This is a genomic window from Rhodococcus sp. P-2 (assembly GCF_016598535.1).
GTDB lineage: Bacteria > Actinomycetota > Actinomycetes > Mycobacteriales > Mycobacteriaceae > Rhodococcus_F > Rhodococcus_F baikonurensis.
In genome coordinates, this window is the sequence record NZ_CP066779.1 from 1,410,619 (window position 1) to 1,423,100 (window position 12,482).

The window sequence follows — 12,482 nt, forward strand, 5'->3', positions numbered from 1 at the left end:
GACGGTACCACCGGCTTGTCAGCTCTTTTCTGCAGCAGCTTTCAGCTGAGACAGGCCCTTCTCGAAATCCTTACCGACGAGCTTGTCCATGCTGAAGATGAAACCGAAGATCTTGAAGAACAGATTCTTCTTCCCGGTCATCTTCCACGTCACCTGAACATCACCGGCATTCGGCGAGATGAGAAAGGTGGTGACGTTCTGCGCCTTGAACGGCTTGAGGAAGGCCAGGTCCAGAACTACGCGTTCATTCGGGACGGATTCGGTGATCACCATCGAGCCGGAGCCCGCCTTCTTGTTTCCCGCCCAGGCGTACGAAGCCCCGACGCCCGCGTCCGGACCCGCGTACGTACGCTGCATTGCCGGGTCGAGACCTTCCCAGGGCGACCACTGCGTCCACTGGTGGAAATCGTTGATCAACGCGAAGACGACCGATGCTTCTGCCTTGACGATCGTCGTACGTTCTACCAGGAATTCGTCGGAATTCTGCGAAGCCATCGTCGATCTCCAATTCTCGGGCGTGACAAGTGTTCGGAATTATCCACGGTCGACGAGATCGGGGCGAGTCGGCACTCAGCCCCGCAGGCACAGGCAGAAGTGGTGACCGACCGGGTCGCGGTAGACGCGGAAAGTCTGATGCTCCGGGATGCCGGTCACCCGCTGCGCACCCAGGCTGATCACCCAAGCCTCCGCGGGGTCGAGAGAATCGACGAGCAGATCCAGATGGATCCCGACGCCGGAGGTCGGCCAGTCCACCGGAACGAAATCCGGAGCGAGCTGAAACGCGAGCCGCTCCCCGCCGGGTCCTTCGATCACGTGCCAATCGTCCTCGTCGCGAACACTTTTCCAGTCGAGGACCTGGACGTAGAAGCTGGCCAATGCAGCCGGATCCGGGCAGTCCAGGACTGTGTAGTCCATACCGATGTTCGGGCGCGTCACTGTGCCTTCTTCTCCTGAACTTTCTTACGCACGAACAACAACGGAAGAACCAGCGTCGCAACTGCGGTTACCAGCCACACGACGACGGTTCCCAGAATCCACGTCGAGACACCGGAAATCGACAGATTGGAGAAGAGCGACGCCACCAACAGAGCGACAAACGTCGATACCAATCCGATTCCGCCGAGAAATGCCGGTGCGTGCCGCTTCGCCACTGTGGCGATGAACGGCGCCAGGACCGACTGCGCAATCGCAAAGATCACGACCGCAACGATGAATCCGGATGTGGGCGCCGAGAAACCCGAAAGAATCAACGACGCAACAAGAAGCCCGACAGCGGCAGAACCCAGGAAGATCGCGGCGCGAATCAGGAAGCTGATCATTTGTTGATCCTATATGTCGGATATCGAGGAGAACAGATATTCACAATCCCAGAGATTCCTGCACCTCTCGCAATGTACGGGCAGAAGATCGGAGGCCCGAAGCCTCTTTTTCCGATAGCGGTATTTCGAGGACTCGACCGGCACCCGCACGACCAACCATCGTGGGAAGGGACAGACAAACGCGCTCGAGTCCGTGGACGCCGGTCTGCAAAGTCGATACCGGCAGAACCCGTTGTTCGTCCCGCAACACGACTTCCGCGATGAATGCGCTCGACAATCCGATGGCGAGGTTGGTCGCACCCTTTCCTTCGATGATCTCGTAAGCACTGCGGACCACAGACTTCGCGACGTTCGCGCGTAGGTCGGGGCCGAGGACGCCGCCCGACGGTCCCACGAACGAGGTTGCCGGCACTCCGCCGATGGTTGCGCTCGACCAGAGCGGAATCTCGGAGTCCCCGTGCTCGCCGACGATGAAGGCATGGACGTTCTCGACTGCGACTCCGAGTTCGGTGGCCAGCAGGAATCGCAATCGGGCCGTGTCGAGCACCGTCCCCGATCCGAAAATTCGGCCGCTGTACGACGGTCCAGCGGCCTGGATCGCGGCGTAGGTCGCCACGTCGACCGGGTTGGTGACGAAGAGAAGAACCGCGTCCGGCGACACCGACAACAGTTGTTCGGTCAAAGTCTGTGCAATCGTGACGTTCACCGCGGCAAGTTCGAGCCGCGACTGGCCGGGATGCTGCTTGGCGCCCGCGGTGACAATGACCAAGTCCGATCCCGCGGTGACCGAGATGTTATCACCTCCCTCGACGGTGCACGGCGGTGTGAACTGGGTTCCGTGGTTGAGATCGAGAACTTCGGCGCGGACCTTTGCCCTGTTGGTGTCGTAGAGGGCGAGCGCGTCGGCTGATCCGCGTATCAAGCACGCGTACGCAATCGCAGTGCCGACGCTTCCCGCCCCGACCACGGACACTTTTCGCCTGGATGAACGATTCGGCGTCGTCATGGATAAATGGTGCTCGCTCGATAACGATTTCGCAGCACAACGGATTGCCAGTCTCTTCTCAGGGTTTGGAAGCCGACCTCTCAGAATCGACGTGGATCATCGCTGGCATGGCTGAGGTAACCGTTCTTGCAGTTGGCGGCACCGGCGAATCCCACGTCGGCGACGACGGCGCCCGTGTGCGCGGACTCCTCAGTGCCGTCACCGACGAACTCGACAGTCGATTCGATTCTCGCTGGGTCGCCTATCCCGCGTCGTACGGCCCGGTCGCCGACGGCGGCCTGAGCTTTCGGCAAAGCACCGCGATGGGTGTGAAGGCCCTCACTGCCGAAATCGCACAGACAGACGGCCCAGTCATGCTGATCGGATACTCCCAGGGATGCAGTGTGATCCGCACAGCACTTCCGACATTGACTTCTCCGACGCTGAACGGCGCCAACATCATCGGAGTCGGATTGATCTCGGATCCTCAACAACCGGCCGGTGTCATCGAAGGTTGTGAGGGACACGGCGTTGCCGGCGACGGACCCGAAGTCCACCCGTGGATTCCGGTCAAGTGGATCGGGCACCCACAGGACATGATCTGTAATGCCAGCGACGACAGCTACATTCGCGACATCGCCGACTTGACGCGCTGGATGTCCTTCTCCCAGGCACGCGTGTGGGCACGTAAGGTGTGGGAACTACTTCGCAGCAATGCTTTCCAGAACGCGCAGAAGACTCGGTTCAGCCCCAAGCAGTGGCGTACCGATCTACGACGCATTCGCACCGCGTTCCTCGAAGTACTCGGCTACCTGCCGACGCGGTTGAACCTGAACCGCTTTCAGCTGGAGAACCCTCGCGGCGGTAGACACGTCAGCTACGCGATCGAACCTCTCGACGAGAGCGGACTGACCGGGTGCGAGCTTCTGGCGTCGTGGATGAAGGTCCAAGCGAACGGCATCGAGCAGCGTATTCACGCGGCCTGACCTTTACCGTTAGTTTACCTAACGAACCCCAGTGGGCCATTCGGCGCCTCTACGTTTCCTTTCATGCAACTGAGCAGAATATTGTCGTGCGCCGCCGTGACCGTCGCACTCCCCCTCACCGCCTTGGCGACCCCGGCCGCCGCATCGCCCACCGGAAGTCTCGACTGGTCCGGTTCGTTCGGTAGTTCAGCGCCCCAGCCGGTTTCGACGTTCGACGTCCAAGCCCACCGCGGCGGGCTCGGCCTGTACACGGAGAGCAGCCTGGCCGCGTTCTCGAATGCTCTCGAAATGGGCGTCAGCACATTGGAACTCGATACCCAGGTCACCGAAGACGGGATCGCTGTCGTCACGCACGATCGTAAGATCTCGAACAAGAAATGCCTCGACACCGAGCCCGCAACTGCCGGCGACCCGGAGTTCCCCTACGTCGGGAAATTCGTCAACACGCTGAACCTGCAGCAGATCGAGACCATGGACTGCGGCACCCTCCCCCTTGCCGGATACCCTGAGCAGCAGAGTGTTCCGGGAGCGAAAATGCAGACGCTCGAAGCAGTCCTCGCTCTGGTGAAGTCGTACAACGCACCCGGAATCAAGCTCAACATCGAGACCAAGGTGGAAGCGGGAGCGCCTCACGAGACCGCCCCGCGTGAGCAGTTCGTCTCCGTAGTTCTCGACACGATCCGGACAGCCGGATTGTTGGACAGCGTCACCATTCAGAGCTTCGACTGGGGCTCGCTCATGCTCACCCGTCAACTCGCGCCGAGTGTGCCCGTTGTCGCGCTCACCAACGGCGACTTTCTCCAGGTAGGCAAGGACGGAGCGTCACCGTGGCTCGGTGGTCTGGACATCGATGATTTCGGTGGCGACGGCATCGCGGCGGTGGCAACCTTCGGCGCCTCCGCCTACTCCCCTGTCCAAGGAACTCCGCAGGGCGGAAAGGTCGGGGATCCCGGTTTCACCCTCTATCCGACAGCCGACATGATCGCGAGCGCACATGCGCGTGGCATGAAGGTCATCCCGTGGACCGTCGATGATCCCGCCACCATGCACGCCCTGATCGACCTCGGTGTCGACGGAATCATCACCGACTACCCCGATCGCCTCCGCGCCGTCCTGGCCGAGCGCGGTATGCCGCTACCTGCGTCTGCGGTCAAGAAGTAGCCCGCCCCCACTCCGAAGCAGGTACCTGATCAGGTAGTACGGCCGATGCCCGCGAGGTCCCGTCGGACGCATCCTGGACAGGTACTTGCTCGGGTGATCGGAGGTGAATTCTGATGATGTCTTTGAAGGATCAGTTGGACAACTGCGAATACCTACTTGCCGACGCGGAAATGGCCGGCGACTGGAATGCTGTTCGGCGATTCAGGGAATACCGACTGAGGCTGGTTCGGCAACTGTGCAGGCAAAGGGCTGCCGGTCTCTGCGCCTAGAGGCCCGACCTGAGCCGTATCTGAGCTGAGTCCCTCTGGGCGGTTACGATCCGCCGTCGCCCGAGTCACAGTCGGGTGCTCTCACCAATTGAGCTACAGAAGGTATGGACCGCAGCGCTTTTCGACTGCGGTCTTTGTCTCCCGAACCATACGGACCCGACTGTCGTCCGCGCTACTGATTTTCCACTCGACGATCTCTGGGCGGCCGCCGCTCCGAGTTCGGTTTCCGCGTCCCCGCGGGGACGTCCCCGGTAGAGGCCACACCGAATCACCGCTGACCAGCTGTCGATGGGATGATGACCTGCGTGTCCATGTCTCCACCGCTGCCCGTCAAGAACGGGGTTGGCCCGACGCGCCTACGCATCCCGCTCTCTGGTCCGTGGGCGACGATCGCCGAGTACGTCGTAGCCAAGTTCGGCCATCTGGACGCCGAAAACTTGTATCGGCGGTTCGACGACGGTGAGTTCGTGGGTATCGACGGCCAGTCGATCTGCCGGAGCACAGAACTCAGCGCGCACCGGTTCATCTGGTACTACCGTGAGTTGTCGGCGGAGGACCCCGTGCCGTTCCACGAAGAGATCCTGCACATCGACGACGATCTCGTCGTCATCGACAAGCCACATTTTCTCCCGACCACCCCCAGCGGGCGCTACCTGCGTGAGTCGGCGCTCGTCCGACTGCGGGTCCGCCTCGACAACCCAGATCTGACCCCGATCCATCGACTCGACCGCGGCACCGCAGGCGTGGTGATGTTCTCGGCCCGCTCCGCGACGCGCGGCGCCTACCAGTCACTGTTCGAGAAGCGTCAGGTCACGAAGGTCTACGAGGCAGTGTCAGCGCGACCGTCCCGGTGGGGCCAGGACGCACAGGGGTTCGCCGAATCCGATGGTCCCCTCGTTTACCGCAACCACATCGAAGCACGGCGTGGCGAGTTGCGGGTCCTCGTCGACGACAGCCGTGAACCCAACTCCGAGACCATGATCGAGGCGCGAGGGACGGGCGTGAGTGCCTCCGGACGTGCTGTGCTGCACACGGTTCTACGTCCGCAGTCCGGACGGATGCACCAGTTGCGGGTGCACCTGGCAGCTCTCGGCGCCGGGATTCTGGGCGACCGGCGATACCCCGACCTGCTCCCCGACGCGCCGGACGATCATTCCCTCCCACTCCAATTGCTCGCGAGGGAACTCGAATTCACCGATCCGTTGTCGGGGAGACCACGGCGGTTTGTCACACGTCGGGCGCTCAGTGAGACGCCCGTGCGGTGAGGACCCGAAGCCAGATCTAGACGTTGAAGCGGAACTCCACCACATCGCCGTCGGCCATGACGTATTCCTTGCCCTCCATGCGGACCTTGCCGGCAGCCTTGGCCGCGGCCATGGAACCCGCCTCGACGAGATCGTCGAAGGACACGATTTCAGCCTTGATGAAGCCACGCTCGAAGTCGGTGTGAATGACGCCGGCAGCCTGGGGCGCGGTGTCACCCTTGTGGATCGTCCAGGCGCGAGCTTCCTTCGGACCAGCCGTCAGGTAGGTCTGCAACCCGAGAGTGTGGAAGCCGGTGCGAGCGAGAGCGTGCAGGCCCGGCTCGGTCTGACCGATCGAGTCGAGCATTTCCTGGCGATCTTCCTCGTCCAGCTCGAGCAGTTCCTGCTCGACCTTCGCGTCGAGGAACACAGCGTCGGCCGGTGCGACGGATGCGCGCAATTCCGCAATCTTCGCTGCGTCGGTGAGCACAGACTCGTCGGCGTTGAAGACGTACAGGAAGGGCTTGGTGGTGAGCAGGCTCAGCTCACGAAGCAACGAGAAGTCGAGCTTGTCCTTGACGCTGAAGAGCGTCGTGCCCTCGTTGAGGAAGGCCTGGGCCTTGAGTGCCTCGTCGTGCGCCGGCTTGAGCTCCTTGTTCTTGCGAGCTTCCTTGTCCAGACGCGGGAGAGCCTTCTCGAGGGTCTGCATGTCGGCGATCACGAGCTCGGTCTCGATGACCTCGATGTCGGAGGCCGGGTCGACCTTGCCGTCGACGTGGATGACGTCGTCGTCGGCGAAGACGCGCACTACCTGGCAGATGGCGTCCGCTTCACGGATGTTGGCCAGGAACTTGTTGCCAAGGCCTGCGCCCTCGGACGCGCCCTTCACGATTCCCGCGATGTCGACGAACGACACGGTCGCGGGGAGGATGCGCTCGGAGCCGAAGATCTCGGCGAGCTTCTGCAGCCGCGGATCGGGCAGCTCGACCAGGCCGACGTTGGGTTCGATGGTCGCGAACGGGTAGTTCGCTGCCAACACGTCGTTGTTGGTCAGTGCATTGAAAAGGGTGGACTTGCCGACGTTGGGCAGTCCGACGATTCCGAGGGTAAGGCTCACGGTCTGTGGATTCTACGGCCTCGCGGCGACGTGACGGGTACTCGCCCCACCGTCACGTCGCGGCAGGTGATCAGTTGTAGGTATACGAATCGACGGACGACACGATCGCAACCAGGAAGATGACGTAGAACGCGATGAACAGCACCCAGCAGATGACGGCTATGAGGAGCGAGATCTGCCCGAGCTTCTTCACGCGCTCGGACGCGTACTGTGCGCCCTGGTGATCGCCCATCGCCCACTTCGGGTAGATGTCGTGGAGATGGTTGAACGCGGCGAACGCGATAGGCCAGAAGAACAGGATCGACGCGACGGCCCATCCCGCGTTGGACTTCGGCGGACCGTACTGGGGCGCCGCGTACGTGGGAGCGGCGCTGTACTGCTGGGGCGCGCTGTACTGCTGACCGGTCGGATACTGCTGCCCGGCGGAATACTGCGGGTCAGTCGGGTACTGCGGGTCGGTCGGGTACTGCTGGCCCGTCGGATACTCCTGGCCTGCTGAATATTGCTGACCGGCTGAATACTGCTGGCCCGCCGGATACTGCTGCTCCTTCGGATCCTGCGGGTCGGTCGGATATTGCGGTTCGGTCATCATTCCCCCAAAGAGTCGGATTCGGTTCTCTATCGCAGAACCTAGTGGAGACTTACCGCTGCCGTGTCACAGTGGGCGCCTACGCTCTCGAGGTGACTCGGATGCTGATCGTGCTCTTGATATGGATAGTGGGTCTCGGCACCGCCGCGCTCGCAATTGTCGCCTCGCCCGGATGGTGGGTGATCGCTGTCGTCACTCTCGCGCTGGCGGCGATGGGCACCTACGACCTCACTCAGAAGTCCCACAGCATCCTCCGTAACTATCCGGTCCTGGGGCACGCGCGATTCCTCCTCGAGAAGATTCGACCGGAGATCCAGCAGTACTTCGTCGAATCATCCACCGATGGAATGCCATTCGATCGCGAAACGCGAGATCTGGTTTACGAGCGGGCAAAGGGAACACTGGCGGAAGAGCCCTTCGGGACCGAGCGCGACGTCAATGCGATCGGCTACGAGTTCATGACGCATTCGATTCGCGCACGGACCGCCCCCGACACCGTTCCGCGAGTTCGCCTCGGCGGACGCGATTGCACGAAGCCGTACGACATCGCTCTCTTGAACGTCTCCGCGATGAGCTTTGGGTCGTTGTCCGCCAACGCAATCGAGGCCCTCAACGCCGGCGCCGCCAAAGGCGGCTTCGCCCACGACACCGGCGAAGGCGCGATCAGTCCGTATCACCGCAAACACGGCGGCGATCTGATCTGGGAAATCGCCTCGGGATATTTCGGATGCCGAACCGAGGACGGCCGATTCGATCCTGACCGTTTTGCCGAGCGTGCCGGCCTCGAACAGGTGAAGGCCATCTCGATCAAGCTCTCGCAAGGTGCGAAACCCGGGTTGGGTGGCGTGCTTCCCGGAGTCAAGGTCTCCCCCGAGATCGCCGAAACCCGCGGGGTACCCGTCGGCCAGACCGTGATTTCGCCACCCGCGCATACCGCGTTCAGCACCCCGGTCGAACTGGTCGATTTCATCGCGACCCTGCGAAAACTGTCGGGCGGCAAGCCAGTCGGTATGAAACTGTGCGTCGGCTCGCGTCGTGAATTCCTCGGAATCTGCAAAGCGATGATCGAGCGAGGCATCACGCCCGACTTCGTCATCGTCGACGGTTCCGAAGGCGGCACCGGCGCAGGTCCGGTGGAGTTCGAGGACCACATGGGCATGCCGTTGACCGAAGGCCTGATGCTCGTGCACAACGCCTTGGTGGGAACTGGCCTGCGCCCTCTCGTGAAAGTCGGCGCTTCCGGAAAGGTGGCGAGCGGTTCCGACATCGTCAAACGCATCATCCAGGGCGCAGACTTCACGATGGCGGCCCGCGCAATGATGTTCGCAGTGGGCTGCATTCAGGCCCAGATGTGCCACACCAACCGCTGCCCGGTCGGCGTTGCCACTCAGGATCCGGCACGCACCCGCGCACTCGACATCCCCGACAAGAGCGAGCGCGTCTACCGATTCCAGAAGGCAACCGTCGCCAGCGCGCAACAGATGATCGCGTCGATGGGCATCGATTCGTTCGACCAATTACAACCGGGAATGCTCAACCGCCGCGTCGACGGTCTCACCACCCGCACCTATGCCGACCTGTTCGACTGGCTGATGCCGGGTGAACTGCTCGACTCCCCGCCGCAGAGCTGGCTCACCGATTGGATCGACGCCGACGCTCACCGATTCTGACGTCGGTCGACTCCCGCGTTTCAGATCGCGCGGATTCACCCTTCTGGTCCTACAGTGACAGATGGCCCGCTGTGACGGCGGCCACACTGCACTAGTGGACGGAGTTCGACGATGAGCTTGACGACTGCGCCGGAACCAAATGTCGAGTACCTGAAAACCGATCCTGACCTGCCACCTGTCGGCGTCATCGACAAGACGCCCATTTCCACGACTGCGCGCGTCGTCTTCCTTGTTCTCGGACTGGTCGGCGCGGGCGCCTGGTACATGATTGCGATCGTCCGCGGTGAACACATCAGCGCCGTGTGGTTCGTGTTGGCCGCAATCTGTACCTACCTGATCGCCTACCGCTTCTATGCGCGGTTGATCGAACGCAAGATCGTCAAGCCCCGCGACGACGTCGCAACTCCCGCCGAGATCATGGAGAACGGCGCCGACTACATGCCGACCGACCGTCGGGTGCTGTTCGGTCACCACTTCGCGGCAATCGCCGGTGCCGGTCCCCTTGTCGGACCCGTCCTGGCCGCTCAGATGGGATATCTTCCGGGAACGATCTGGATCATCGTCGGCGTGGTGTTCGCCGGGGCGGTGCAGGACTTCATGGTCCTGTGGATCTCGTCGAAGCGCCGCGGGCGCAGCCTCGGTCAGATGGCCCGCGAAGAACTCGGCCTCGTCGGCGGCGTCGCCGCATTGATCGGCGTGTTCGTCATCATGATCATCCTCATCGCGGTGCTCGGACTTGTTGTCGTCAATGCGCTCGCCGAGTCCCCGTGGGGTGTGTTCTCGATCGCGATGACCATCCCCATCGCACTGTTCATGGGCGTGTACCTGCGGTATCTGCGGCCGGGCAAGGTTTCCGAGGTTTCCTTGATCGGCGTCGTCCTGCTTCTCCTTGCCATCGTCTCCGGCGGCTGGGTTGCCGATACCGGTTGGGGCGCAGACTGGTTCACCCTCTCGAAGGTGACCATCGCGTGGCTGATGATCGCGTACGGATTCGCCGCATCGGTGCTGCCGGTCTGGCTGCTCCTGGCGCCGCGTGACTACCTGTCGACGTTCATGAAGGTCGGCACCATCGCACTGCTGGCCATCGGAATTCTGGTTGCACGGCCCGCCCTGAACATGCCGGCAGTGACGCCGTTCGCCTCCAACGGCGAAGGCCCGGCCTTTGCCGGTTCACTGTTCCCGTTCCTGTTCATCACCATTGCCTGTGGCGCACTCTCGGGATTCCACGCGCTGATCGCGTCCGGTACGACGCCGAAGCTGCTCGAGAAGGAAAGCCAGACCAAGATGATCGGGTACGGCGGCATGCTGACCGAATCGTTTGTCGCGATCATGGCTCTGGTCACCGCCTGCATCCTCGATCAGCACCTGTACTTCGCACTCAACGCTCCCGCGGCGCTCACCGGTGGAACACCGGAAACCGCAGCCGAATACGTCAACAATCTGCCCCTCGGCACTGCCCCCATCACACCGGACGTGCTGACTCAGGCAGCCGAGGCCGTCGGCGAAGAATCGATCATCTCGAGAACCGGCGGCGCCCCGACTCTCGCGTTCGGCATGTCCGAAGTGCTCAGCGACGTCTTCGGCGGTGACTCGCTGAAGTCGTTCTGGTACCACTTCGCGATCATGTTCGAGGCTCTGTTCATCCTCACCACGATCGATGCCGGCACTCGCGTCGCTCGATTCATGCTCTCGGACTCGCTCGGCAACTTCGGCGGTCCGGCAAAGAAGTTCAAGGACCCGTCGTGGCGCATCGGTGCGTGGCTGTGCTCGCTGATCGTGGTCGCTGCGTGGGGCGCGATCCTGCTCATGGGTGTCACCGATCCCCTCGGCGGAATCAACACACTCTTCCCGCTCTTCGGCATCGCCAACCAGCTACTGGCCGCGATCGCCCTGACGGTAGTCATGACGATCGTCATGAAGAAGGGCCTGTTCAAATGGGCCTGGATCCCCGGCGTGCCGTTGGTGTGGGACCTGGTCGTGACCATGACCGCGTCGTACCAGAAGATCTTCTCCGACAACCCCGCGATCGGTTACTGGGCTCAGCACAACGTGTTCAAGGATGCGAAGGCTGCAGGCGAGACGGCGCACGGTTCTGCGAAGACTCCGGAGGCCATCGATGCCGTCATTCGCAACACCTTCATCCAGGGCACGCTGTCGATCATCTTCGCGTCACTGGTGATCGTCGTGGTCATCGCCGGGATCATCGTATGTACCAAGGCAATCCGAGCCGGCGGGCTGCCGACCACCGAGTCCCCGGAAGAACCGTCGAAGATCTTCGGACCCGCCAGCTTCATTCCGACGCCCGCGGAGAAGGAAATCCAGAAGGAATGGGACGAGCTCATCAAAGCCGGGAAGGTCCGTGCGCCCGGCGCCGCGCACGGAGGTGGGCACTGACCATGACCATGACGGCAAAACTCACCACAGCGTTCCGCGGAACGCTGTGGTGGGTTCGCTCGGTGATGGGTGATCTCGACTATCAGCGTTACGTCGAGCACACCCGACGCCACCACGCCGACTCACCGGTGATCAGCGAACGAGAGTTCTGGCGCCGCCGGCACGCAGCAGCAGACGCCAACCCAGGCGCCCGCTGCTGCTGAATCCCGCGCTTGGTGAATCTCCGTCAGGGGCAGGTGGCCTTCGCGAGTTCGTAAATGTGGCCCGCCTGCTCGTCGGTGGGCTTGTTGCCGTTGTTCTCGGCCAGGTCGGTGATCTTGGTCTTGACCTCCGCCTCGTCCGTGCCGTTGGCGACCTCGGTACACGTGGTCGTCAAGATCTCCTCGATGTCTGCGTCGTCGCGATTCTCCGCCAACGGCGCGTAAGCCCCACGGAACGTGGCGACGAACAGCGCCGTCTTGCCCTGATCGATGGCGTTGCCCGCGGACTGTTTGGCTGTCTCGAGCGCCTGTTGCCCGCTCGTGACTGCTTCGCTGATCTTGTTCTGCGCGTTGTCCTGATCCTCGGTGCTACACGCGGTGAGCCCGAGAACGACGATTGCTGCTGCCCCGACTGCTGCTGCGATTCTCATGACGGAAATGTTAGTCCGATCGGCATGCTTCAAAACACAGTATTGCAGCGCAACACACGAGTTATCGCACGCAGTCGTTACGATCAGCTCAGCTAGATCACCGGAATCGCACATCGG

13 protein-coding genes and 1 tRNA gene are annotated in these 12,482 nt (G+C 62.2%); 6 read left to right on the forward strand and 8 right to left on the reverse strand.

The window, feature by feature from the left end; translation table 11 throughout:
* Positions 1–18: 18 nt before the first annotated feature.
* From I7X09_RS06635 to I7X09_RS06650, 4 genes are all read right to left on the reverse strand, one after another.
* On the reverse strand, positions 19–495 hold the full coding sequence (locus I7X09_RS06635; RefSeq protein WP_095972211.1) for an SRPBCC family protein: 477 nt from the start codon (positions 493–495) through the stop codon (positions 19–21).
* Positions 496–570: 75 nt separating this feature from the next.
* Entirely contained in the window at positions 571–936 is a 366-nt protein-coding gene (locus I7X09_RS06640; RefSeq protein WP_095972210.1) for a VOC family protein, read from the reverse strand.
* Complete coding sequence (locus I7X09_RS06645; RefSeq protein ID WP_003945275.1) at positions 933–1,319, reverse strand: phage holin family protein; 387 nt, start codon at positions 1,317–1,319, stop codon at positions 933–935. The genes I7X09_RS06640 and I7X09_RS06645 overlap by 4 nt, the downstream gene beginning before the upstream one ends.
* A 40-nt stretch (positions 1,320–1,359) precedes the next feature.
* Positions 1,360–2,325: an L-lactate dehydrogenase gene (locus I7X09_RS06650; RefSeq protein WP_200316136.1), complete on the reverse strand. Its 966-nt coding sequence runs from the start codon at positions 2,323–2,325 to the stop codon at positions 1,360–1,362.
* Positions 2,326–2,432: 107 nt separating this feature from the next.
* Here I7X09_RS06650 and I7X09_RS06655 point away from each other — a divergent pair, with 107 nt between their 5' ends.
* Together I7X09_RS06655 and I7X09_RS06660 are read left to right on the forward strand one after the other, a co-directional pair.
* Positions 2,433–3,290 (forward strand): PE-PPE domain-containing protein, encoded by an 858-nt coding sequence (locus I7X09_RS06655; protein WP_200316138.1) that lies wholly within the window; start codon positions 2,433–2,435, stop codon positions 3,288–3,290.
* Between the two features lie 63 nt (positions 3,291–3,353).
* Positions 3,354–4,451: a glycerophosphodiester phosphodiesterase family protein gene (locus I7X09_RS06660; RefSeq protein WP_200316140.1), complete on the forward strand. Its 1,098-nt coding sequence runs from the start codon at positions 3,354–3,356 to the stop codon at positions 4,449–4,451.
* 299 nt (positions 4,452–4,750) lie between these two features.
* On the opposite strand, the gene I7X09_RS06665 is transcribed toward I7X09_RS06660, so the two are convergent.
* A tRNA-His gene (locus tag I7X09_RS06665) sits at positions 4,751–4,823 on the reverse strand.
* Between the two features lie 190 nt (positions 4,824–5,013).
* Here I7X09_RS06665 and I7X09_RS06670 point away from each other — a divergent pair.
* The gene (locus I7X09_RS06670) at positions 5,014–5,985 is read left to right on the forward strand and encodes a pseudouridine synthase (protein WP_200316142.1); all 972 of its coding nucleotides are present in this window, start codon (positions 5,014–5,016) and stop codon (positions 5,983–5,985) included.
* A gap of 16 nt (positions 5,986–6,001) precedes the next feature.
* On the opposite strand, the gene ychF is transcribed toward I7X09_RS06670, so the two are convergent.
* Together ychF and I7X09_RS06680 are read right to left on the reverse strand one after the other, a co-directional pair.
* Entirely contained in the window at positions 6,002–7,081 is a 1,080-nt protein-coding gene (gene ychF, locus I7X09_RS06675) for a redox-regulated ATPase YchF (RefSeq protein WP_003945278.1), read from the reverse strand.
* A gap of 70 nt (positions 7,082–7,151) precedes the next feature.
* On the reverse strand, positions 7,152–7,673 hold the full coding sequence (locus I7X09_RS06680; RefSeq protein WP_200316144.1) for a CD225/dispanin family protein: 522 nt from the start codon (positions 7,671–7,673) through the stop codon (positions 7,152–7,154).
* An 89-nt stretch (positions 7,674–7,762) separates the two neighbouring features.
* Here I7X09_RS06680 and I7X09_RS06685 point away from each other — a divergent pair, with 89 nt between their 5' ends.
* The 3 genes from I7X09_RS06685 to I7X09_RS06695 all read left to right on the forward strand — a co-directional run bounded on the left by I7X09_RS06685 (position 7,763) and on the right by I7X09_RS06695 (position 11,937).
* Entirely contained in the window at positions 7,763–9,340 is a 1,578-nt protein-coding gene (locus I7X09_RS06685) for an FMN-binding glutamate synthase family protein (RefSeq protein WP_200316146.1), read from the forward strand.
* A 111-nt stretch (positions 9,341–9,451) separates the two neighbouring features.
* Positions 9,452–11,734, forward strand: a complete 2,283-nt coding sequence (locus I7X09_RS06690; protein WP_200316148.1) for a carbon starvation CstA family protein — start codon at positions 9,452–9,454, stop codon at positions 11,732–11,734.
* 2 nt (positions 11,735–11,736) lie between these two features.
* On the forward strand, positions 11,737–11,937 hold the full coding sequence (locus tag I7X09_RS06695) for a YbdD/YjiX family protein (RefSeq protein ID WP_019744572.1): 201 nt from the start codon (positions 11,737–11,739) through the stop codon (positions 11,935–11,937).
* A 23-nt stretch (positions 11,938–11,960) separates the two neighbouring features.
* On the opposite strand, the gene I7X09_RS06700 is transcribed toward I7X09_RS06695, so the two are convergent.
* The gene (locus I7X09_RS06700; protein WP_003945253.1) at positions 11,961–12,365 is read right to left on the reverse strand and encodes a hypothetical protein; all 405 of its coding nucleotides are present in this window, start codon (positions 12,363–12,365) and stop codon (positions 11,961–11,963) included.
* Positions 12,366–12,482 lie beyond the last annotated feature (117 nt).